The 19,282-nt window shown below is 36.9% G+C and carries 27 protein-coding genes and 1 riboswitch; of the genes, 7 read left to right on the forward strand and 20 right to left on the reverse strand.

Annotation, left to right across the window (positions count from 1 at the left end):
* Positions 1–155 precede the first annotated feature (155 nt).
* Complete coding sequence (locus tag GXK58_RS25410; protein WP_160725961.1) at positions 156–857, forward strand: polysaccharide deacetylase family protein; 702 nt, start codon at positions 156–158, stop codon at positions 855–857.
* A gap of 59 nt (positions 858–916) precedes the next feature.
* Here GXK58_RS25410 and pdxR read toward each other — a convergent pair whose 3' ends face one another.
* Positions 917–2,323, reverse strand: coding sequence for a MocR-like pyridoxine biosynthesis transcription factor PdxR (gene pdxR / locus GXK58_RS25415; protein WP_160725962.1), 1,407 nt, complete (start codon positions 2,321–2,323; stop codon positions 917–919).
* Positions 2,324–2,441: 118 nt separating this feature from the next.
* On the opposite strand from pdxR, the gene GXK58_RS25420 reads away from it, so the two are divergent.
* Complete coding sequence (locus tag GXK58_RS25420) at positions 2,442–2,843, forward strand: GNAT family N-acetyltransferase (RefSeq protein ID WP_160725963.1); 402 nt, start codon at positions 2,442–2,444, stop codon at positions 2,841–2,843.
* Between the two features lie 79 nt (positions 2,844–2,922).
* On the opposite strand, the gene GXK58_RS25425 is transcribed toward GXK58_RS25420, so the two are convergent.
* The 4 genes from GXK58_RS25425 to GXK58_RS27140 all read right to left on the reverse strand — a co-directional run bounded on the left by GXK58_RS25425 (position 2,923) and on the right by GXK58_RS27140 (position 5,447).
* Positions 2,923–3,219, reverse strand: coding sequence for an antibiotic biosynthesis monooxygenase family protein (locus tag GXK58_RS25425; protein WP_160725964.1), 297 nt, complete (start codon positions 3,217–3,219; stop codon positions 2,923–2,925).
* 173 nt (positions 3,220–3,392) lie between these two features.
* Positions 3,393–3,599, reverse strand: a complete 207-nt coding sequence (locus GXK58_RS25430) for a capping complex subunit for YIEGIA (protein ID WP_160725965.1) — start codon at positions 3,597–3,599, stop codon at positions 3,393–3,395.
* Between the two features lie 2 nt (positions 3,600–3,601).
* Entirely contained in the window at positions 3,602–4,510 is a 909-nt protein-coding gene (locus tag GXK58_RS25435; RefSeq protein WP_160725966.1) for a YIEGIA family protein, read from the reverse strand.
* An 85-nt stretch (positions 4,511–4,595) separates the two neighbouring features.
* Complete coding sequence (locus GXK58_RS27140) at positions 4,596–5,447, reverse strand: hypothetical protein (RefSeq protein ID WP_202171454.1); 852 nt, start codon at positions 5,445–5,447, stop codon at positions 4,596–4,598.
* A gap of 258 nt (positions 5,448–5,705) precedes the next feature.
* On the opposite strand from GXK58_RS27140, the gene GXK58_RS25445 reads away from it, so the two are divergent.
* Complete coding sequence (locus GXK58_RS25445) at positions 5,706–6,224, forward strand: DoxX family membrane protein (protein ID WP_160725967.1); 519 nt, start codon at positions 5,706–5,708, stop codon at positions 6,222–6,224.
* Positions 6,225–6,320: 96 nt separating this feature from the next.
* Here GXK58_RS25445 and GXK58_RS25450 read toward each other — a convergent pair whose 3' ends face one another.
* On the reverse strand, positions 6,321–6,821 hold the full coding sequence (locus tag GXK58_RS25450; protein ID WP_160725968.1) for a hypothetical protein: 501 nt from the start codon (positions 6,819–6,821) through the stop codon (positions 6,321–6,323).
* Complete coding sequence (locus GXK58_RS25455; protein ID WP_160725969.1) at positions 6,818–7,291, reverse strand: hypothetical protein; 474 nt, start codon at positions 7,289–7,291, stop codon at positions 6,818–6,820. Before GXK58_RS25455 ends, GXK58_RS25450 begins: the two co-directional genes overlap by 4 nt.
* Before the next feature lie 143 nt (positions 7,292–7,434).
* Here GXK58_RS25455 and GXK58_RS25460 point away from each other — a divergent pair, with 143 nt between their 5' ends.
* Entirely contained in the window at positions 7,435–8,313 is an 879-nt protein-coding gene (locus tag GXK58_RS25460) for a processed acidic surface protein (protein ID WP_160725970.1), read from the forward strand.
* A 44-nt stretch (positions 8,314–8,357) separates the two neighbouring features.
* Here the strand turns inward: GXK58_RS25460 and crcB (GXK58_RS25465) are convergent, their stop codons facing one another.
* From crcB (GXK58_RS25465) to GXK58_RS25510, 11 genes are all read right to left on the reverse strand, one after another.
* Positions 8,358–8,714, reverse strand: a complete 357-nt coding sequence (gene crcB, locus GXK58_RS25465) for a fluoride efflux transporter CrcB (protein WP_160725971.1) — start codon at positions 8,712–8,714, stop codon at positions 8,358–8,360.
* A gap of 2 nt (positions 8,715–8,716) precedes the next feature.
* Positions 8,717–9,112, reverse strand: coding sequence for a fluoride efflux transporter CrcB (crcB, locus tag GXK58_RS25470; RefSeq protein WP_160725972.1), 396 nt, complete (start codon positions 9,110–9,112; stop codon positions 8,717–8,719).
* A 54-nt stretch (positions 9,113–9,166) separates the two neighbouring features.
* A riboswitch (Fluoride riboswitch) is annotated at positions 9,167–9,226 on the reverse strand.
* 117 nt (positions 9,227–9,343) lie between these two features.
* Positions 9,344–9,475 carry a hypothetical protein gene (locus GXK58_RS27620; protein WP_272928186.1) on the reverse strand — a complete coding sequence of 44 codons (132 nt, stop codon included), beginning with the start codon at positions 9,473–9,475 and terminating at the stop codon, positions 9,344–9,346.
* 165 nt (positions 9,476–9,640) lie between these two features.
* Positions 9,641–10,660 (reverse strand): tripartite tricarboxylate transporter substrate binding protein, encoded by a 1,020-nt coding sequence (locus tag GXK58_RS25475; RefSeq protein WP_160725973.1) that lies wholly within the window; start codon positions 10,658–10,660, stop codon positions 9,641–9,643.
* 18 nt (positions 10,661–10,678) lie between these two features.
* The gene (locus tag GXK58_RS25480) at positions 10,679–12,193 is read right to left on the reverse strand and encodes a tripartite tricarboxylate transporter permease (protein ID WP_160725974.1); all 1,515 of its coding nucleotides are present in this window, start codon (positions 12,191–12,193) and stop codon (positions 10,679–10,681) included.
* 17 nt (positions 12,194–12,210) lie between these two features.
* Positions 12,211–12,675: a tripartite tricarboxylate transporter TctB family protein gene (locus GXK58_RS25485; protein ID WP_160725975.1), complete on the reverse strand. Its 465-nt coding sequence runs from the start codon at positions 12,673–12,675 to the stop codon at positions 12,211–12,213.
* Positions 12,666–13,391, reverse strand: a complete 726-nt coding sequence (locus tag GXK58_RS25490; RefSeq protein WP_160725976.1) for a FadR/GntR family transcriptional regulator — start codon at positions 13,389–13,391, stop codon at positions 12,666–12,668. The genes GXK58_RS25485 and GXK58_RS25490 overlap by 10 nt, the downstream gene beginning before the upstream one ends.
* 128 nt (positions 13,392–13,519) lie before the next feature.
* Entirely contained in the window at positions 13,520–14,029 is a 510-nt protein-coding gene (locus tag GXK58_RS25495) for an NAD(P)-dependent oxidoreductase (RefSeq protein WP_160725977.1), read from the reverse strand.
* A gap of 13 nt (positions 14,030–14,042) precedes the next feature.
* The gene (locus tag GXK58_RS25500) at positions 14,043–15,197 is read right to left on the reverse strand and encodes a UxaA family hydrolase (protein WP_160725978.1); all 1,155 of its coding nucleotides are present in this window, start codon (positions 15,195–15,197) and stop codon (positions 14,043–14,045) included.
* Positions 15,198–15,199: 2 nt separating this feature from the next.
* Complete coding sequence (locus tag GXK58_RS25505; RefSeq protein ID WP_160725979.1) at positions 15,200–15,481, reverse strand: UxaA family hydrolase; 282 nt, start codon at positions 15,479–15,481, stop codon at positions 15,200–15,202.
* A gap of 280 nt (positions 15,482–15,761) precedes the next feature.
* On the reverse strand, positions 15,762–15,938 hold the full coding sequence (locus GXK58_RS25510) for a Fur-regulated basic protein FbpA (RefSeq protein ID WP_160725980.1): 177 nt from the start codon (positions 15,936–15,938) through the stop codon (positions 15,762–15,764).
* Between the two features lie 349 nt (positions 15,939–16,287).
* On the opposite strand from GXK58_RS25510, the gene GXK58_RS25515 reads away from it, so the two are divergent.
* From GXK58_RS25515 to GXK58_RS25525, 3 genes are all read left to right on the forward strand, one after another.
* Positions 16,288–16,848: a DUF421 domain-containing protein gene (locus GXK58_RS25515; RefSeq protein ID WP_160725981.1), complete on the forward strand. Its 561-nt coding sequence runs from the start codon at positions 16,288–16,290 to the stop codon at positions 16,846–16,848.
* Positions 16,849–16,936: 88 nt separating this feature from the next.
* Entirely contained in the window at positions 16,937–17,416 is a 480-nt protein-coding gene (locus GXK58_RS25520) for a hypothetical protein (protein WP_160725982.1), read from the forward strand.
* An 88-nt stretch (positions 17,417–17,504) separates the two neighbouring features.
* Entirely contained in the window at positions 17,505–17,654 is a 150-nt protein-coding gene (locus GXK58_RS25525) for a hypothetical protein (RefSeq protein WP_160725983.1), read from the forward strand.
* Positions 17,655–17,848: 194 nt separating this feature from the next.
* Here GXK58_RS25525 and GXK58_RS25530 read toward each other — a convergent pair whose 3' ends face one another.
* Both GXK58_RS25530 and GXK58_RS25535 read right to left on the reverse strand, forming a co-directional pair.
* Positions 17,849–18,355, reverse strand: a complete 507-nt coding sequence (locus GXK58_RS25530) for a CBO0543 family protein (RefSeq protein ID WP_160725987.1) — start codon at positions 18,353–18,355, stop codon at positions 17,849–17,851.
* A 171-nt stretch (positions 18,356–18,526) separates the two neighbouring features.
* Positions 18,527–19,054 carry a Gmad2 immunoglobulin-like domain-containing protein gene (locus GXK58_RS25535; RefSeq protein WP_160725984.1) on the reverse strand — a complete coding sequence of 176 codons (528 nt, stop codon included), beginning with the start codon at positions 19,052–19,054 and terminating at the stop codon, positions 18,527–18,529.
* Positions 19,055–19,282: the final 228 nt, after the last annotated feature.

Here is a 19,282-nt window from a genome sequence, read left to right on the forward strand (position 1 = left end):
TTTATAATCTTTTCAATCCGTTTAACCAAACTTTCTTAAGTTAATAAAGTTATGAAAAGGCCTGTGTGTTCTTTGCAAAAAACATCCAGTATGGTAAAGTTTCAATTAGCAGACAATGTCACTAATTAAATATTTTACAAATGAAAGGCTCATTTATGAAAAAGAAACTAGTATACTTTGGAATTACTGTTCTTGTTGTTTTCCTTTTATTATTTGGCATCTATAAATTAATGAATTCAAGAACATTCCAGCTGTTTGGCGGCTTAACGAACAAGGTGGAAACCAGTCAAAAGGTTGTTGCATTAACCTTTGATGATGGGCCGACTAGTAATGTAGAAAAAATTCTCCCGTTATTAAAGGGGTACAATGCAAAAGCGACCTTTTTCCTAATCGGGAATGAAATTGAAAAGCATCCACAGGAAGCAAAGATGATTGCAGCAGCAGGACATCAGATTGGAAATCATACTTACTCCCATCAGAGGATGATTTTTAAATCTCCTTCTTTTATTAAAGAAGAAATAGAAAAAACAGACAAACTTATCCGGAATTCAGGCTATCAAGGTGAAATAGATGTCCGGCCTCCGAATGGAAAAAAACTTGTCGGACTCCCTTTCTACTTAACAAAGCATGATAGAGAGACCATTACTTGGAACATAGAACCGGATAGTTACTATTCTTCCACAGAAGATAAGGTTAATCTGGTAAAGAAGGAGATTAAGCCCGGTTCGATTATCTTAATCCATCCGATGTATGACCAAACAGGGGAAGAATTGAAAACGATCGAAGGAATCTTACGCTCTCTAACAAAAAAGGGATATAAATTTATTACTGTAAATGAATTACAGGAAATGAGTTAGTCTTTGAAGGTGAAAAATTTTCGCGCTTCGACATTTGAGACCAAAGCTAGGCTTGGAATCTAAAGATTCCAAGCCTTTTTCAATAATTGAGTACCTTCTTCAATTTCATCTTCTGAAAGCCCGCCAAAACCTAATAAGACCATAGGCATTTTGTTGGATTCAGGATGGTGATAATACACGGAAGTCGGATATACTTTAACAAGCTTCTCCTTTGCCTTTTCAATTAACTCTTTTTCCGGTATAGCTTTGGGCACACATACTAATATATGCAGCCCAGAATCATCCCCAATAATTTTGACTTCATTCCCCAAATGCTGCTTTATGGAACTGATTAATGTATGTTGCCTTTTACGGTAAACCGTCCTCATTTTATTTAAATGACGTTCCCAATGACCCTGTTTCATAAATTGCCATAAAGTATGTTGATGCAAGCGAGATACAGTCTGCTTATAGAGGGAAAAATGATCGTTATACTTATTTAGTAACACGTGAGGTAACACCAGATAATTTATTCGGATCGATGGAATTAGCGATTTAGAAAAGGTCCCTAAATAGATAACCTTTCCATTAGGATCCAGTCCTTGGAGGGATGGAATGGGTTTTCCCTTATACCTGAATTCACCATCATAATCATCTTCAATAATGTATCCATCTCGTTCCTCTGCCCATTTTAATAGTTCCATTCTTCTTGTAATCGGCATCACCATCCCAATCGGAAATTGATGAGATGGAGTGACATAGGTAATTTGTGCGTTACTTTCATATAAATGCTTCATGCTAATACCGTCTTCATCCAGAGAAATAGGGATTAGGGTCACTCCTTGATCTTTAAAAGCTTCCCTTGTTCGATGATACCCGGGATCTTCCATAGAAAAAACGGCTTCTCTTCCGATGATCATCGTTAATAAACCTATTAAATATTGCGTACCTGCTCCAATGATAATCTGTTCGGGGGAGCACCTTACCCCTCTTGAGTGATATAAATACTTTGCAATTTCTTCACGTAGTGAAAATTCCCCTTGCCGATCACCGTTTAAGAAAAAAGTACTCTGGTCCTCATACAGACTTTGAATGGTTAACCGTCTCCAGCTCGTAAAAGGGAAATGTTCTAGCGCAATCCGTCCATGACTAAAATCTATAAGATACGGCTCACTCGCTTCCTTATGGATCTCCTGAGTAAGTTTCGGTACTTTTTTGAAGGTTAATACGAGGTCATTTTGTATTTCTTTTACAAAGATCCCTTTTCTCGGCATACTTTCCACATACCCTTCAGCCAATAATTGCTGATACGCGGTTTCAACCGTATTTTGACTGATTCCAAGATGAAGAGCTAACTTTCTTTTCGAGGGCAGCATCACCCCTGGTTCGATTTTTCCGTCTTGAATTTCCTGTTTAAAATATTGATAGAGTTGTAAGTATAAGGGTTCTCCACCTTTATTTTTTAAAACTAGAGTAATTTCAATCATCTAAGGAGTCTCTCCTTTCGTTCAACTGGCATGGTTAATTATATTATAACTGACCCTTTTAGGCATATCAGCTAATAACTATAATCGAGATTATAAAGGATGAAGGGATGAGAGAATCATGGGAAATGTAGTCTTAAAGATCAATGCAGAAGTTAAACCAGAAGAGTTATCAGCTGTTTTTAAACAGTCAGGAATTAGAAGACCTTATGAAGACTTGCCTCGTTTGCAAAAAATGATTGAAAATGCGGATATTCTTATATCAGCATGGGAGGATGAAAAACTCGTCGGGGTTGCTCGGGCTGTCACTGATTTCAGTTATTGCTGTTATTTATCGGATCTTGCGGTTGACAAGGAGTATCAAAAACGGGGAATTGGCAGGGAGCTTGTAAGATTGGTACAAGAACGGATTGGTGAAGGAGTAACGTTATTGTTATTAGCCTCTCCGATTGCGATGGAATACTATCCGCGGATTGGGTTTGATTCGGTTCATAACGGTTTTATCATTCCTCGAAAGGGATAAAGGAAATCTAGGTAGGCTTTTTGCGTAATCTTTGCAAGAAGCCTACAGCTAAGTAATATGGGCTCAGTTAACCATACAGTTATGAGAGGTTGATTTTCTCAAAATGTTCTACGGTTGGGAATGGATCATAGAAATGGTGCAAGAGTTTTTTCCATTCTTGGTACTCACTTGATCGCCTAAAACCGATGGTATGATCTTCTAAAGTCTCCCACTTTACTAGTAGTAAATATTTCCCCTCGACTTCTAGACAACGCTGTAATTCGTGAGTAATATATCCTTTCATGGAAGAAATAATTTTGGATGCTTGTCGAAAAGCTTCCTCAAATTCCTCTTGCATTCCATCCTTAACTTGAAGCATAGCTGCTTCTAAAGTCATGTGTTCTCCCCCTTATAATTAAAATGATTGTTCTTAAACCACCGCGTCAATTTGACTACTTTTTCAAACGAAGCTGTCCTCATGAAGCCATCATGAGGATACAGCACCTTTTGTTCCGCCTAAAAAACAAAGCCTTTACCTTATATTAACAAAGGTAAAGGCTTCATTCCATTTTATCCTCGTATAACCAAATAATCGCCCGATGTCATTTTAACGACGTCCGCTTTCAATGCTTTAGCGATATCAGCTGTCATCGTCTTTTGCTCTTCTTCATCATTTGCCAGCAAAGTCAGCTGCTTGCCGCCCAAGATACGCTCCTTATTTAACGTCACAAGAGCAAGGATATCATAGTTCACTTTCGTTCCTCCTTCACGCCCCAACGCTATTCCCTCCCAACCATATTTGTTTTCATCACAGCTGGACTCTTCTTGGTACTCTCAAGCAGCGGTGTCTTCTTTACCACCTCAATTAAACCATCCATGTCCCTAACAATCGGGACAAGAGCAATGACAATCCGGCCGTCCTTAAAATCTCTCCGGGTAAAATGGTAGCGTTTGTTCCCTAATGTTTTAGTCGCTTCAAAAAGTGCGGCCTGCCTTTGCCCAAAATTTTCTAACGTTACACGTACATGTTCATTTTTCGGAAAAATCACGACAGCCAACCCTTCTTCTTGAAACAATTTAGTGGCATTTTCAGTTCCGAGAAGGTTCGATACGTAAATACCATCTACAAACAATTCGTGATTTTGAACTTCGATTTTCCCCGCTTTCACTTCAGCAATATCGCCAATTGTTTTCCCTTTCGAAAAACGCTTTAAGACATAGATTAAAATAAAACCAACGATGGCACCCGAGATAATATTCACTAGGTCCGATTTACTATCAACAATCTGAATTGTGATTCCACAGCCTAAGGCTACAACTAAGGAAAAATAATTTCTCGACTCAAAAGTCTTAGAAATCCCATCAATATAGGCATCGCCACGGTATGCAAATTCAGTGTTCTCTAAATCCTTCAAACTTTCCCGTTCCGATTTCCTGACATCTCGAAACTGCTGGATAGCTAATGTTAAAAATGTTACGGCCACAAAGTTTTTCGTCATTAATGCAGGAATGGCCACAGCCCCTAAAGCTGCGGCAACAAAGCCTAATACCAAATGAATCAAATAGCCATTCGGATAACTTGGATACTGTCTGAAATCTTCTTTTATCGTAATAATACGTGCAATCGTCCCTACAATAAGTGCTGTTAAAATTAAAATGATCTGATCCCTTTCTAACGGACCACCCATACATAATCCCCCCATTTTCCTTATTTACTATTATTAGGAAGGATCTGAAAAATATTTATAAATATACAAATTAGACTCAAAAACCTTAGCTGGAATACTTACGCAAAAACTTTTCTATTGATTTTAACAAATATGATAAATCCTCTTCAAAATTTTCTCTATCTGACATACCGGTCTTATTTTCATTAGTATTACTGATATTTACTAATTCTTGTCGTGACTCATATGGTTTTGGTAATGAATCACGCTGCGAAGATTCATATAGTAGTGATTCAAATAGTGGCAATTCAAGAGGTCGAGATTTATATGATTGTGACTCAGAGGATTCCGATGATTCAGAGGATTCCGATTCACAGCATTCTGATTCAGAGGATTCTGATTCACAGCATTCTAATTCAAAGGATTCTGATTCATAGGATTCTGATTCATAGGATTCTGATTCATATTGTTGCGGTTCGTATTGTGGTAGTGATTTATGTTTTTTTGATTCATGCTTTTCCGGTTTAGTCTTTTCAACTTTTGGTCCATAACTAACATTTTTAATGTGGAATATGGTAATGCGAACCATCTCTCCATTAGAGACAATATATACATAATCGTCTTTTACCTCAACGAGTACACCCTCTACGGCGTCAGGACCTCCACGATTAATTCTCACCCAAAGATAATTCAGTGAGCCCAGTAGTTCTTTAAAATTCTCGGCCTTTTTAAATTCAAAATCTTTTGGAACATCAACATTAAATTCGAACCCTATATTCTTATTTTCTGTGAAACTCTTAATGTGATGAGTATGGTAATAAACGACACCGTCATTTTCCGTCAAAACCGCAAAATAATCGTCACCTGCATCTAGCAATTTCCCAATCCTGGATTCTGGTCCCCCGCGATCAACCTTAATTACTTTGTCAATGAAATAATGCTTAATGTCCCTACCCATAATTATTCTCCCCTTTATGCTAGCTAATTTAAATACACTGCATGTATATGTATCACTGCATGAAGTTGTCCTAAGAAAATAGCCTGTCTTTTACTCCTCGAGCGAAAAAGATATCATTCTGTCTTACCGACGTTCAAATTTCTGTCAAAACATTTTTAACAAATTGTGAAATAAATCACATAACAATGTTATTTACCTTCAAAAGATATATATTATAACCATAAAGAGAAAAACAAAATTGGAAGGGCGGAATCATTTATGTTTAACAAATTTTTAAGAGAAAATAAAATCGCTGCAGTCATCCTAACTGTTCTACGTTTATATCTTGGTTACTCTTGGTTCACAGCAGGACTTGGAAAATTAACAAGCGGCGGATTTGATGCTTCTGGATTCTTAAAAGGAGCAATTGCTAATCCTGTAAAAGGGCCAGACGGGGCTGTCGTATTTGGCTGGTATGTTGACTTCTTAAAGCACTTTGCATTACCAAATGTTGATGTCTTTAACATCATAGTACCTGTTGGCGAAACCTTAATTGGTTTAGGCTTAATCCTTGGCTGCTTAACAACAACTGCAATGTTCTTTGGTCTAGTAATGAACTTCTCTTTCTTCCTAGCTGGAACAGTATCTCATAACCCTAGAGACATTTTCTTAGGATTCATTATTCTAACAGCTGGCTATAACGCTGGTAGAATTGGTTTAGACCGTTGGGTAGTGCCTTTCTTCAGAAAAATGACTAAAAAAGAAACGGATACTGCTAATCACAAAGCAAGTGCCTAACTTCAAAATGAAAAGCGCAATGCAGATCGTAAACTGCATTGCGCTTTATTATTTACGAACTTACAGAGAGAAAATCTTTTTTAAAAACGGACAGCTTTAAGTGGAACTCCATACCTTTTCTCTTTTTCTAACTTGTTCAAAAAAAGCACCAGTAGCAGTTTGGACTATTAAGAAAACAGGGAATGAATAGGCTAAATGGTATCCTTTTTGTAGCGTAAGGATATCAAGAAATGTAAACAGCCACTGAGCAGCTACTCCGACAATGCTCCAAGCCAAAGTGAAATAAATAAAAGTTTTTTTATTAATATGAAAGATTTCATAAAAATAAAAAAAGAAAAAACCAAATGGAGCAAAAACTAGATAATAAACAACATCAAATAGATCATAGTGGTTGGTATCATTTTGCCTGTAGAAATCGAGTAGCCCCCCGCCGATCGTAAAATCAAATAATATTCCTATCGATAGTCCCCAGAGCAATCCCAGTATTCTAACTTGTCGATTAACCCTTCTACTTAACCAAAAATAGAAAATATACACAAGAACAAAAATAATTGATAAGGATATCTCGTTTTTATCAAAACTATCCCATAATCTCATCTGCTGATCGCCTCACTTAGTTTTAACCTTTGATAAAACTTTAAAGCATAAAAAGCGATAAGATGAAGTGCGGAAAAATAGATAAAATCGTAAATAATATTCCATCTATCCCTATTGGTTATATCAAAGTTAGTTCCCAATTTAACTAAGACAACTAAAAATAGAATAGAACCTGCTGCAATCAATAAGGATTTACCAGCAGAATTAACACTTTTTATCAAATTAAGCGCAACAACTACAATAAACGGAATTCCAATACTCCGGTTAATCATAAAAGCAGTATAATCTAAAGGTTGAGTCGACAGCTTGACCAGTTTCAATTCATAAGATACAATCCATGAAAAATTTATGCTTATGATTAATATAAGCAAAAAAACGAAAGAATTTTCAACAAATGAAAGCTTCTTTTTCATTAATGTAAAAATAACGGTGATCAGCCAAGCGACCAAAAAATAAAAGGCAAACCCCATGTGAACACACTCCAAATTTTTACTAATATTATTTTCTTTCGTTGTAAAAATATTCTTGTATGTTTCATTAGGTAAAAATTTTCATACCTAACAACTTCATTACAGGAGAAAATAATCGTGCATCGTAAATAAGGAGGTAACCAATGATTTATATTAAAACATTGTTGATATGTTTTCTAACTTTTCCGTTCTTTTTCGATGTACGATCGGCTATTGCCGCTCCTCCTGAAAATGAATTAAATCAATATTTAACAGAGCTAGGCTGGACCAAGCAAGAATTACTGGATTACTTAGCCTACTATGAAATCCCTTTAGAGGATTTCGATACGGTAGAAGATCTAAAAATGATCATGGGCACCCCGATCAACTCGAAAAATTTACAGGAGTTATTAACAAAATACGATTTGACGGAAAAAGAACTAAACGAATTATTGGATCATTTTGGAGACTCCCTTACTGAATATAAATTTATTGAGGATTTGGATGCATCTCTAAACTTCTATGTCAACCATGATACTTATATGGCAGATGTCGAAGCAGAACTAGCCAGAATGGGCATTACCGAGGAAGAAACAGAAAAGTTCTTTAATTACTTGTCTCTTGTGGAGGAAAATAATAAAAATCAACTCGATCAAATGACGTTACTTGATTCACGAATGGAAAAATTCTACGATGTGGCAGATACATCCGAACTTTCCGAAGCAGATCTAGATGAATTGGTCGATATCCTGAATCAATCGATTGCTTTATATGAAATTAATGTTAAATTCAGCATGAACAATAAAAACGTAACCCTAAAAGACCTACTTAAAATGAAGGAGCTTCCTGCCAATTTATTTACAAGTGTTTATAGTACGTCTGGAGATCTGCTGATTGATTTTACCATACCAGAAAATTTCTTTGATACAGGATTTGTTCTCGATGAAGGGGAAGAAATGCTGCATGTCGGAGAGCTTTCAGACGAATATGTGGATCATATGCATAATGAAAAGTACGAGAATGCAGACAAGGATATGAAGTAACGGATACCAAGCTTGTTTCTTCTTGGAAGCAAGCTTGGCCATATTTATAAACTGCCTAACAACATTCCAATAAACGCAAATAAGATCCCAAAAGTGTAACTAATTCCCGTATATAAAACCAGTACTTTCCAGTTTTTCTTAGCGTGTAACTGTATATTTTCCAATTTAAAAGTTGAAAAGGTTGTAAAAGCACCCATAAAGCCAGTGCCTAAAAGTAATCTCCACGTGATATCTAAATTTGCACCAAAAATGAAACCGAGTAAAAACGAACCAGCCAGGTTTATACATAACGTGGCAACCGGAAAGGCTGTAGAATACTTACTTTTTATAAAATTGCTTATTCCAAAGCGTGACATGGCTCCAAAAAATCCTCCAACTGCTACTAATACAATATTTACCATCACTAGTTTTCACCTCTATTTATAAACACTTCTTTCAATCCTGATCGATAGCCGAGCCAAGCAAATAAAAGACCTCCCCACAAACTGAGGAGCACATAAAGGATGGCAGTACCCCATTTAGCAGCAATGATTAACTGAACGGTTTCAACACTAAACGTTGAAAAGGTTGTAAAAGAACCAATTAATCCCGTATTCACTGCTGTTATGAATTGGGGCTGAAGGAATTTAAATCTTGGTAATAAATTCGTAAACCAGCCTAAAAGGAAACATCCGATGATATTTGTTATAAATGTTGCTAAAGGAAAGTCATGAAACCACCGCTGACCAAAGTAAACGCCTAAAAAATAACGTAATAATGCGCCAATAATTCCAGCAAGACCCACTAATAAAAAATTCAATATTGTCACCTCAAATTTAACGTTCCCGAAAATAAACAGACTCCTACCAGATCTTATCTGATAGGAGTCATTTGCGTAATTACATTTATGGCGAACTCCATCGCCTTTTCTATTAAATAATTTTTATTTTACCAAAAATTCTTTCAGCTGCCAAACGCTGAATTAAAAAATACTTTTCAAAAAAAAAGAAACAGTCAAACTCACTGTCTCTTCTTAAGTCCGATCCTATTATTAAAACCAGATTCTCTTATAGTAATCATATTCCGAGGTATTCTTGTTTTCATCCTTTTCGATTTGCGGAGTACACTTATCACATGGTTCTTCTGCCTGGTTATGTTCACATTGTTTGATTAAAAGTTCCATCGATGTATCCCCTCTCTCATATTATACTATTATTATAGTGGAAGCGTTTTCAAATGTCACGTGGTTATTTATGGTAATGATATTATTCTATGGCAGACGGAAGAGTAAGTTAAAGAATTCATAAGTTTAAAAAAGCCAGGCAGCATGCCTGGCTTTTTTAACACCCTATTTCCGAATCCCTGTCTTTTCAGCTAACTCCGTATATTTATCTGTTTCGTCTTTAACAGATTTCGTAAAATCGTCCGAGTTCAGATACGCAGGATCCAATTTAATTTTCTCTAGTTCCTTAATAAAATTCTCATCTTTCTCCATTTTTGCGATCGCATCATCCCACTTTTTCACAATCTCATCTGGTGTTCCTGCAGGAAACGATAATCCAGTCCACCATTTTACCGTTAATCCTTTTAATCCTTCTTCTTCTACTGTCGGAACATCTGGGAATAGCGGACTGCGCTCAGACGATTGAACCGCAAGGATTTTAATTTTCCCGGATTCAGCAAGCGAATATAATTCGCCGACCGTGTGTACGGCCAAGACCACGTGACCGCCGGCAACTTTAGCTGCGGAATCACTGGCACCTTCAGAAGATACCATACTTGTTTTCTTATAATCTACTCCAATTGAGTCCAGCCATTCAGCAACTCCAAAAGCGGAGAAACCTGCAGGTCCTACGCTCGCCCAAGTAAGCTTTTGTGGATTTTTCTTCACCCAATCAGTAAATTCACTGAAACTATCCCAAGGTGCATCAGCTTTTACAGCATATGCCAGCGTACCTTCTGCCACGCGGGATACAAAGATATTGTCCTTTGCTGTTAAGGTTGGATTAGAATTACCTGCTTCATACATGGTTGTGGAGGAATTGTTATTTACTAACACCGTATATCCATCAGCTTTCGCTTCTTTTAATGCATATTGCGCTCCAATAATTCCCCCGCCGCCTGGCTTATTAGTGACAATGACTGACTGTCCCCATTCTTTGCTCACATATTCAGCGACGGCTCGAGCGGCTAAATCGACCCCGCCTCCTGCTGCAAAGGGTACAACTAATTCAATTTGTCTTTTTGGATAGGAATCTGCCTTTTTCTCATCACCGGCTGCCGTTTTCGTATTGTTAGAGGAGCATCCTGTTAAAACCACCATTATAAGCAACAGTACGGAAAATATTCCTGAAAAAACCTTCTTCATCTTCATTCCCCCTAGTTATTAAAATTCCATTTGTTCCCCAGTCTCCTGGAGGATCCGCTGTTTTGTTCGTCTCATTAAAAAGATGGAGACAATTAGTAACACTACGGCTGTGATTAATAGTGTTAAAGAAATAGGCCTTTGGAAAAAGATCATCAAATTTCCCGATGAAATCTCTAATGATTGGATAAAGGAACTTTCCATTTTCGGGCCAAGTACTAAACATAAAACAAACGGGATAATCGGCCATTGATATTTGTGGAATAAATATCCCAATATTCCAAACATAATTGAGACAAGCACATCGAACATACTATTTCGAACAGAGTAAGCACCCAATACACTAACCATCAAAATGACAGGTCCTAAGATGCCAAACGGTACTTCAGTGAGCTTAGCCCATAACCCGATTAACGGTAAATTTAGAATGAGCAGGATTACATTTCCAACAAACATACTAGCAATAACTGTCCAGACCAGCTGGCTGTTTTGTTCGAAAAGAACTGGTCCTGGTGTTAATCCGTAGATCATTAAAGCTGCCAAAAGAATCGCTAGAGGCGGTGAGGCCGGAATCCCTAATGCCAATAAAGGGATAAAACCACCTGAGCTTGTAGCATTGTTTGCCGATTCCGGACCAGCAACCCCTTCAATCGCTCCCTTGCCAAATTTTCCAGGAGTTTTGGATACCTTCTTTTCCAAATCATAGGAAAGAAAGGATGTGATTGTCGCCGAGACACCAGGTAAAATTCCTAGAAAAAAACCAAGCAGGCTTCCTCTTAAAATTGGAAAAGCACTTTGTTTCATGTCATTCTTACTTGGGTAGACATTTTTTATTTTTGCGTGTTTAATACTAACTCGCTTCTCTTCAAGTCCCTTCAATACTTCTGTTATAGCAAATAGACCAATAATGATACTGATCATCTCAAATCCGCCCGCTAGTGGGCTAAACCCGAAATCAAATCTTGGCATACCGCTCGAAACCCCAATCCCAACAAGCGAGATTAAAAATCCAAACAAGCCCATAATGATTGATTTCGTAAAGGAATATCCCGTTAGATTAAATAAGATAAATAAGGCAATCAGCATTAAGGTAAAATACTCTGGCGGCCCGAATTTTAAGGCTTGATCAGCTAAAATTGGAGCAAACAGTACAAGGCCAATTAACCCAATGATACCGGCAATAAACGAGCCAATTGCTGCCACTCCAAGGGCGGCACCGCCTTTTCCCATTTTAGCGAGCGGATACCCATCTAACGTAGTTGGTACGGATGAAGCTTCACCAGGAATATTCATCAAAATGGCTGTGGTCGATCCTCCATACATGGACCCGTAATAAATTCCGGCCATCATCATAATTCCTTGTGCAGGCTCCAAGATAGTTGTCATCGGCAAGAGAATCGCAATCGCTGATGTCGGTCCAAGTCCTGGAAGCACTCCAACAACGGTGCCAAGAAGCGAACCCAATAATACAATCAATAGATTGAAAGGGGTAAGGACTTCACTAAGTCCGTGTAAAAGGTACAAGATTGATTCCATTTTATGGCTCACCCCTTCTAAAAAGGTAAATTTATACTCGGAAACGGTGTTTTAAGTAAAACAATGAATAACAAGTACAATAGGGTCGTCAGAACGGCTGCCATCACGCCTGAGAATACCCACCGATAATTTCCGATTAATTTTATAAGGAAGACAAATGCGAGTAATGTACTAAAAAAGTAGCCAATAAATTCAATTAAGAAACAATAAATAAAGAGTATTACAATTGAAGCCAACATGATAAAACCCGTTCTTCCTTTAGGTAGTATCGATTCATTATCTTCTTTTCTCTTTTGTTTAATTACTAGAAAGAGACCTGCAATGACGAGAAGAATCCCTAATAATCCTGGAAAAGTATGGTCTCCTGTCAGAAGTTTTTGACTGTATGGATAAAGCCTTATCGATTCATAGATAGATAAGAATCCTAAAATAATGGCGATCACTCCGCCTATACCGTCAGGTGAAATAAGTTTTATTCGCATTTGCTGCCTCCTTCCTTTGTTCCTGCTTTTAACGTCTGTTCTACACTATCTAAATGAATCTCCATATACTCTCTTGCTTTTTCTGCATTCCTGGCTTTTAACATTTCAGTTATTTTTAAATGTTCATTCCACGAATCTTGTAAGCGTTCCGGAATTTTCGCTGTTTCCTTCCTCATCTTACTTAACTGGCCGGTTAGTATATTCATCATTCGAAAGGCCAGCTCATTATGTGAAGGTTTTGAAATCTCGAGATGGAATTGGTGGTCTCGATTAGACAAATCTGATTTATCCAGTTCCTTTGATTCCATAAGTTGAATCGTCTTTTTCACGTATACATAAAGATCATCCAATTGTTGATCAGAAGCCCGTTCTACGGCCCACACGACGGCCTGTGTCTCGATAAGTTTTCTAATTTCAAACAAATCCGTATACTGGTCGCCTTTAATAAAAAACTGTCCGGCAAAAGAATGTAAATTGGTGTGTTCCTTTGCAACAAAAGCACCCTGACCATGTTTAATTTCAATCAGACCTAATGTTGACAAAACCTTATAAGATTCTCTAATCGTGTTTCTGCTCACATTCAGCAGCTGAGCGAGATCTCTTTCTGGCGGCAGCTGTTCTCCCGGTTTTAATTCTCCCCGTTGGATAAATCCCTTCACTTCTTCCACGATTTTATTTGGCACTGTAGAGCGATCAAATTTTAACTGTTCAAACATGATACTCACCTGTAATTTTCACAATAACTCTAGCTGTTCGGTTGGCCCAACCTCTTAAAAATGGAATACCTGTTTTACATTCCCCCACTGTTATCACTGCCTTTTAATAAAAAGTTATTTGACCACCATCAAGGAATCCATCCCTTTATTCCAAATGCTATGGCACGTTTGGCAATCCTATGACCAATATCTCCTGTTCCTACTAGTCCTAACGTCTTCCCGTATACTTCATTCCCAGTAAAACGCTGACGGTCCCAATTCCCGAGATTTACATCATCAATGGCTTTAGATAGTGACCGCTTAGCATTTAAAATGACGGACAAGACATATTCAGCAACAGAAATGGAATTAGCATGTTGGGCGGATACAATCTTAATATCTAGTTCAGCTGCTGTTTTCACATCGATATTATCTAGACCCACCCCAAGCCTGCCAATTACCTTCAGCCGTTTTCCAGCCGAAAGCACCTCTCGGTCGACGATGGTTTGATTCCTGACAATGAGCGCATCCACTTCTTTTATTTTATTAATCAATTTCTCTCTATTTGCCCATAAATCGGGAATCATTTCTACATGATTTTTCTTACCTAAACGGGTTATACCAAAGGCAGGCATATTTTCTGTAATAAGAATGTTCATGTTTTCCTCTTCCTTAGGCACTACGGTAGAGTTTTGTAAGCACAAATTCTCTATGCCCAAGACTTTCAGCCGCCGTTAAACGTCCATTAATAGTGCGAATTAACATTTGTAATAATTGATCGCCAGCCTGGTTCAGGTTATATTCACGCTTTAATAATCCTGTTACGTCCACATCAATATGCTCGGACATCGTTTCAACCGTAATCGGATTCGCTGAGATTTTGATAACAGGGACGATTGAATTTCCAATGATGTTACCTTGACCAGTTGGAAAGAAGTGGATGACAGCCCCGCCTGCAGCCATTAACGTAATGCACTCAGCAGCTGCAGAGGAAGTATCCATAAAGTTTAAGCCGGTTTTTGTCGGTGTCTCTGCAGGTCCTAATGCATCTACGATTGTTTTGGACCCTGTTTTTTCAATATTACCAAGTGCTTTTTCTTCAATAGTAGTAAGGCCGCCCCTAATATTCCCTTCGGTTGGTTGACTGCCTAACAGGTCAACACCCTTTGATTGGATTTCTTCTATATAATTATTGTAAATGCTTAAAAACTTATCTTTTACTTCCTGGGACTCACAACGATTAACAATTAAGTGCTCTCCCCCGGTTAGTTCGGATGTTTCTCCAAAGAATACTGTTCCGCCATTGTCAACTAATCGATCGACTACATTTCCCACCGTTGGGCATGACCCTAGCCCTGTGGTGGTGTCGGATTCTCCGCATTTGATGCTTACCAATATTTCAGATAGGTCTACGAGTTCTCTTTGGATTTCAGAGGCCGATTGGAGGAACTTTTGTGCCGTTCTTGATGCTTTCTCAATCGTGGAAAAATCACCAAAACGCTCAATCGAATACCCTGCGACAGGTTTACCTGTAACTCTTATTCCTTCAACAATCCGCTCTGTCCACTTTGGTTCAATCCCAATAACAACGACAGCTGCCACATTTGGATTGGCTCCATTGCCGATCATTGTTTGAAAAAATAAATCGAGATCCGGTCCATATTGCAATCTGCCGTATGCATGTGGAATAGCTAGTGTTCCTGGAACAATCTTAGCGACTGCCTCTGCTGCGGCGTTAGATATATCATCCACTGGTAATATAACTACATGATTTCTAATTCCAACTCTTCCATTTTCTCTGCGATAACCCCAAATTTTAATTTCCATGTTTACCACCTCGCCGTTTTTAGGTTATGTGTATGGACATAACTGCCTTCTTTAATTGCTTCCATCGCTACTCCAATTGGTACTCGATATTCAATGACTCTACTATTCTCCGAAATATCATGCAGGGCAATTTTATGTCCTAGCGGGATCTGGTGATTGGAATGTATTAGAATCGTAGAATCATCCTCTAAGAAAACCCCTAGTACTTCTTCACCAGCTGCAATGTCATCAATCGCGACACCGACGGAATCACCGATGTAGTGAACTAAAAATTTGTGTGACAATTTCCTTCATCTCCTTTTTTTCTGGTTGAACGTCCAGTGGTCCAACCAATTAAGTAATAAAAAAACCTTTTAACCAGTGAAAATCGTGATGGAATCCGAATTTTTTTAACAAAAAAGGCCTTGCTCGCTTTGGTAGCGTTGCAAGGCCTACAGTGGTCTGTTCGGCATTATCATCAATATTATTCCGATTGGTTAACTATGTTTTAAAATTTACCATGTCCTGAAATGATTGTCAATTGTATTGTTATCAATTTTCTAAAAATTCTTTTTCTCTCCTTCATCATTTTAAAATTAGCTTTTCATTTTCAGATATGACTTCGTTGTACTCCCGCTCCAATTCAGTTAACGTCCATTCATATAAATGTTTGTTGTTTTTCTTATAGACACCTGATTGAATGAGCTGATTAATGAGGAATTGTCTTTTCTTCTGGACTGCTTTACGAAGTAAATTTTCCACATAAAAACCTCCTGTAACCTGTTGATTTGCATTTTTTGCTGCATTAAGGAAGGTATGTAACTGGATGATAAATTAGAAGTATGAGGTTCTGAGGGTACCATTGGCCAATTTCGTAAGGGGGTCAATTACCACAGGTTTCCTTCCATAAATGCCATTATAAAGAAACATTTTTTAGAATTTGTCGATTTAACAGTTTTTTACTGACTCTTAAAGGAAATGTTACCTTTTCTTAACAAAAGAAAAACACCTGTTTCTTAGTGAAATGTTGTTACGTAATGGAAGCTGGGTATATTTTGAAAAATAACGTCAAAGGAAAATGAAAATAATAGATACTAAATGAGGTGAATAAATGAATATTACTTTTTTAGTGGAAGCATTAGGATTACTTTTTACTAGTACCCTTTTACTTAGAATAGCCGGTAAAAAATCAATGGCTAGAATGACTAATCTTGAAGTAGTGATTATTTTAGCGATCGGCACCACAATGGGACACGCAATAAAAGAACATAAATTTTGGCAAATCATCGTTATTTTATGTTTTTTTATTATTTATCTAATTATTGTTCAATATCTTCAGATGAGATTTAAAAAGATACAACGCTATTTAACCGGAAATGCTACCGTGGTTATACGTAATGGCGGCATCGTTGAAGATAATTTAAAAAAATTAAGAATGACAACCGAACAGTTAGAAATGAAGATCCGTCAAAAAGGCATCGCCTATATATCCAATATTAAAACAGGTACAATTGAAATTGACGGCGGCTTAGGATTTGAACTGATGGAACATGCGCAGCCCCTCACTCGTAAAGAAATCATTGAAATTTTAAACGAAAATCAAAATATACAGTCAACGAATGTCAACACAAAAACCCAAGAAAATTTATTTAATAAGGTCCCTGGCCTTTAATTTTTTAGTGTCGTTCCTACGACTCCCTCGTACATAATCATGAATGTTACTCAGAATAATAAACATATAAAACTATAGGGAGTTTGGAATGAAAAAGTTAAATCTAGTATTGATATCTATGACAATTTTACCGTTTTTGACCATACCGATTCTTGGCGTGAAGACATTCAAAAGGTTCATTCCAGGAGCTTTATTTATGAGTTTATATTTAATCGCTGAAGGAAGATTTGCCGAAAAAAGAAAATGGTGGTGGTTCCCTTTCCGTATTAAGCCTAACGTATTAGGTGAATTACCACTCATAATAGGACCATTTTTTATTGGTTCTATCTGGATTTTAAAGTATACATTTGGAAAATTTAACTTATATCTGTTGATCAATCTTATTGTTGATTCTTTTTTCACCTACTTTGTATTAGATTGGCTCAAAAAGATTGGTTATGTATCCTTAGTTAGATTGTCAAAGTTTCAATTATCTCTTGTGTTTTTAATTAAAACATTCATATTGTATGGAACTCAATTGTTTTATGAAAAACTGTTCAAAAAACAAACATCTTTCCCTAAACATTGAAATAATCAGGATAATTATTGAAAAAAGAATATTAAAGAAATCTTCAAGAAATAATAGGTGAGAACAACTGATGTTAGGGGGCCTTTTTGTGGAGAAGTCGAATACAAGACAGCAAAAGAATGAGATAAACCAGATTGCAGAGGCTAAATCAATTAAAAATGAGCAGGTAAAAGAAATAACCGAAGCACAAAGAGATGGGTTTCGCTTTGATTACACGGATTCTTCTGATTTTTCGTAAGCAGAAAAATCATGTCAGAAAACCTGACAATATACTTGGATTATTAGCAGCAAAATACTATAATAAATTTGCCTAATACCTTTCTTGAAGGAAACCTTTGTGCAGCGCACTCTGTTTCCTTCCTTTTTTATTAGAAAAGTAAATCCTTCAAATTTAGCGGTACGCCAAAAAAACCTTCGCCCTTGAAGGATTTTTTATTTTGAAAACTTAAAAGGAATGTCAAAGTAAATAATTAAGAAAATAATGATTGGAAAAGAGATGAGATATGCTCGAAAAGGTTTATGCTGATGAAGTGCAATGACTGAAAACATAACAAGATCAAAATAAAAGGAATACCAAAATTTCCATCCATTCTGATAGGATATTCTATGAAATGCTAACAAAATCCATTCAACTAAAATATAGATACCAGACCAACCCATGATGTAAATGATTCTTTTCAACCAGGTTTTTGGAAAGTGAGATAGAAATATTAGAATACTAACTGGCATCGTTATCAAGGCATAAACCATGACTACCATTTGATGTCCATATAAGAGATCAGGGTGGAATTTCCATAAAGTATTTTCTTGGACAATATATTCATACATTAAACCACCAGTAGAAATAAAAAACATACTGGCATGGTATTCTCTCCAATTTTTCCAATTTGCGAATTTGAAAGAAGCTAAAATGGTTAGAATCGCAATAACAACATGCATTCCCTTACTACCTTTCCATTGCTTTTCATATAGTTTACCTTTATAATCTGATACCATTCATTCACTCGTTTATAAATCCTTAAATATCCTAAGTGTTTCTCGAAAAGGATTATATACAATTGTACATACAAAAGGACCCGTATAATTTGGGTCCTTTGCCTGTAATAAAGCTCACTTTGAGATGGGTATTTCTAAGATATTTTCTTTTGAGCCATCTTTTGCAGAGTAATTAAATAATTCTATTTTAGCTTGATCAGTAGAAACTGCATCCTTATCGAATGTAATTTCAAACTCTCCCCAAGCAGGAGCCCCATCTGTTTGGTAATGATTTTCTATTACTACTTTGTCTCCATCATACAGTGTATATTGAAACACACCCTCAAAGACCTGAGCTTTCCCTTTTACAATAATTTTTTCTCCTGTCTCCGTAACCACCACATCTTTAAATATATTATTCTGATATACCTTATTTTCAGGTACCGGACTTTCCGGACTAGACGGCTTATCCTCACCATTAGTGGATGGTTTATCTGGAATGGCTGGTCCATCTTCACCACTTGAAGTTGGTTTATCTGGGTTCTTTGGCCCATCTTGTACAGGTGATGCTGGTTTGTCTGGGTTTGCTGATTCTTTCTGGTTACAGCCTGCTAAACCAATCATAACGGTTAATAAAATACATAAATAAGCGAACTTTTTCAAAATTTAATCCCCCTATTTGTATTTTATTCACCCATTCTTTAAACTGTCATCTTTTTTCATGTTCCTTATTTTTTAAAAAGCGAAAAACGGATAAATGAATGATATGAACGATCAACAGAATCGGATAGGTTAATACTGAATAAATCATTTTCCAGCCATTATAATAAAAGAAATGTAACTGCTAGACTATAATCAACAGTTTCTGCTAGATAAGATTGAACACTTTTT

The organism is Bacillus sp. USDA818B3_A (assembly GCF_009928415.1).
Classification (GTDB): domain Bacteria; phylum Bacillota; class Bacilli; order Bacillales; family Cytobacillaceae; genus Neobacillus.